Source organism: uncultured Limnohabitans sp. (assembly GCF_937889215.1).
Lineage (GTDB): Bacteria > Pseudomonadota > Gammaproteobacteria > Burkholderiales > Burkholderiaceae_C > Limnohabitans_A.
In genome coordinates this window covers 1-3,077 of the sequence record NZ_CALBEX010000322.1, presented here as the reverse complement: position 1 = coordinate 3,077, position 3,077 = coordinate 1, and the positions used below count along the sequence as shown (strand labels likewise).

At 59.9% G+C, this 3,077-nt stretch carries 1 protein-coding gene; it reads right to left on the bottom strand.

Going from position 1 to position 3,077, the window contains the following annotated elements; all coding sequences use genetic code 11:
• Window positions 1-256: 256 nt before the first annotated feature.
• Complete coding sequence (locus Q0341_RS08235) at window positions 257-3,025, bottom strand: TonB-dependent receptor (RefSeq protein WP_299511983.1); 2,769 nt, start codon at window positions 3,023-3,025, stop codon at window positions 257-259.
• Window positions 3,026-3,077: the final 52 nt, after the last annotated feature.

The following is a 3,077-nucleotide window of genomic DNA, read 5'->3' as shown; positions in this document are numbered from 1 at the left end:
GGTTTGGCGGCGCTGGGGGCGGCGGGTGCCTGGCCTTGTGCCTGGATGCTCACAGAAAAAGTCAGCCCGCACAGCAGGCCGATGATCCGGTATGGCTTGGTCATTGTTTCTCGCACAGAAAGTCGTGCGGCGATTATACAACCTGTGTCTTTTTGCAGTCGGGTTCCGTGGTTTTGGGCTCACGGGCCAGCGGCCATTGCGCTGCCGCGCTGCGCGCCACCTGGCCAGCCCCGTCTGTCGCAGCGCGTGCCCAGGGTCAGAATCTGGCCACCAGGCCCACGCTGAAATTCCTGCCCCACAAAGTGTGCTCACGCGTGTTGAAGCCAAAAACCTGCCCGGCCGTGCTGGTGAAGGCTTGTGGCGCTTGGCGATTGAGCGCGTTGCCGAGGGAGGCCCGCAAACTCACGGCCGGGCTGATTTGGTAGGCCGCATGCAGGTCCAGCGTGGTGAAAGACGGGACCGCAAAACCCGTGAGGGGCGTGCTTTGCAAGGTGGCCAAGTTCACGCCGGATCGGTCCTGATCGGCATAGCCGGAGGTGTAATTGAGCGCCCCATGCAGGCTCCAAGTGGCCGTGCTAAGCCCCGCTATCCAGCGCAGCCGCAGACGCGGGGTGATGGTGTCGGTGATTTTGTTGTACCGCCCCAGATCCGACACAAAAGCCTGACCGGGCTCGGACTGGTCTTGAGACTTGAGGTTGTAAGTCCCCTGCACAAACAGGTTCCATTGGCCCATGTCGGTGGGCGCACGCCAGCGCACATCAAAATCAATGCCGGACTTTTTGCGCTGGCCAATGTTGTAGTTGGGCAAACGCATGGCCAGTGTCCCATTGCTTTGCATCAAATAGAACTTTTCATATTGGATTGGATCGGCATACACCGCGGTATCTGACAGGGTGGAAATCACATCGCGCATGTCGATGGACCACCAGTCGGCGGTGACTGAGAAGTTGCGTGTGGGCCGGTAGGCCAAGCCCAATGATTTTTGTGTCGACAACTCGGGCTTCAAGTCTGGGTTGCCCGTGCCGTAAATGGTCATCGCACTTTTGGCACAAGACACCGTGCGGTCCTGGCTGGTGCTGAGCCTGGCCGCCACCGACAGCATGTCCGGGCTGCATTCATTGATGTAAGTCGTTGTGCCAACGGCATACAGTTTGCTGACATCCTGCAATTGCGCCAGTGACGGTGCCCGAAATCCGGTGCCCCAGGACGCCCTGGCCGACCAGCCGTTGTCGAAGTCGTAACGCGAAGCCAACTTGCTGTTGTGCGTGGTGCCCAAATCGCTGTACCGGTCCCAGCGTGTGGACGCGGTCACGTCCCACTGCGGGGTCACAGGCAGCTGAAGCTCCAGATAGGCGGCCTGAATGTCCCGCTCGGCCTGAAAACTCGGCTGCAACTCCGTGTTCGAGACGTGCCGGTAGTCCGTGCCCTCGCGCCGCCACTCCAGGCCTGTGCCCAACATCACGTCCTTGCCCTCGATCTCCATCAGCGGGCGCGACGCCCTGACATGGCCGACGGTGGTGTGGGTGGTGCCCTCGTCCCAGGTGTTCCAGACGTTGCGCAAGCCATTGAGTGTGGCTGTCAAAGGGTTGTCAGCCGTCAGGGGTTTGAGCATGTTCGGATCGCTCAAGACCCGGCCACTGACCAAGCCCTGACCCACAAAATCCGTGACCTCTACTTTGCGGCTCACTTGCGCCTGAGCCCTGTACAACTCGGCTTTGTAGTCCCAACCGCCCCAATCCCCTTTGAGACCTGTGGCCACACGCCAGTTGTTTTGTTCATAGGCCCGCTTGAGGCCGTGCAGCAAACTCGGCGACCACAGAAACTGGGTTTTGGCAGGGTCAAGGCCCGCACGCAGCGCCTCTTGGACACCCACCGAATCGGGGGACGGACCCAGGCTGTAAACCAGTTGCCGCCAGCCTTGCCCCGCCATTTCGCCGTCAGTCAGTTGTGCGTACAGAACTTCGGCATAGGCGGTGGTGCCATCGCCCAGCCATTTTTCCCCATGGAGCAAGAGCTTGCGGCTGTCTTGTTGGGGGTAAATGGTCAATGCCGAGTAAGCGTTGTACTGGCACGATGGCTGGCCGAGCATGGGCACATAGCCGCTGGGGCACTGTCCGTCCTGGTGCAGCAAGCTGAACACCTTTCTGGGCGTTCCGTCGGCCGCATCGGCAGGCTGAAAGAACACGCCCGGGGTGGCGTACGAGGTCAGGCGTTCGCCGTCGATGGCGTACTGCTGCCCATCGCGCTCCACCACATACCGGCCTTGGGCGTATTGGGGTCGCTCGCTGGCTTGCAACGGGTCCCGGTGAAACAGCTCGGCCGTCAGCCGCAGGCTGTAGCCATCTTTTCTCAAACTGCCCTTGCCCGCGTTCAGGGTGATTTGATGGCCTTGGCCACCGCCTTGCGAGGTGCCCAATGTTTCCGCCGCGATTTCAAAACCCTTTTGCTCGGTGCGCGTGATGATGTTGATCACCCCCGCGATGGCATCCGATCCGTAAAGCGACGAGGCCCCGTCCGACAGGATCTCGATTTTTTCAATGGCCGACAAAGGCACGGTGTTGATGTCCACACTGGGCCGGTCCACACCGAACACACTTTGGCGACCATAAGAGGACAGCCGTTTGCCATTGAGCAAAAGCAGCGTTCCGGCGGGCAAGCCGCGCAAGGAGGCCGTGGTGTAACCGCCGATGGTCGTGGTCATGGCGGCGCTGTTGACCACCATGGACATGATGGGTAAGTTGTGCAAAACATCGACCATGTTGCTGGCCCCAGACCGCCGGATGTCTTCGCGTGTGATCAGCTGCACTGGCAAAGCTTTGGTTTGTTCCTTGCGAACAATCGATGACCCCGTGATCTCCACTTTTTCAAACTGGCGGTATTCCAGAGGCTTTTCCACCACCTCGACCAAAGGGTAGGTCTTTGGGGCTGGATCGCTGGCTTGAGCCCATGTGTGGGACATGGCGCACGCCGCGCCCAGAAACAACGAGGCGTGTTGCAGTTGAATCAATGACAAGGTTTTTTTCATGGCCAACTTCCTTGGCGCTGGTGCGCTCTGAAGGGTTGGATTTTGTCATTGG

Excerpts from the sequence above, each read along its gene's own strand:
- Q0341_RS08235 (WP_299511983.1), bottom strand. The coding sequence starts at position 3,025 with ATGAAAAAAACCTTGTCATTGATTCAACTGCAACACGCCTCGTTGTTT.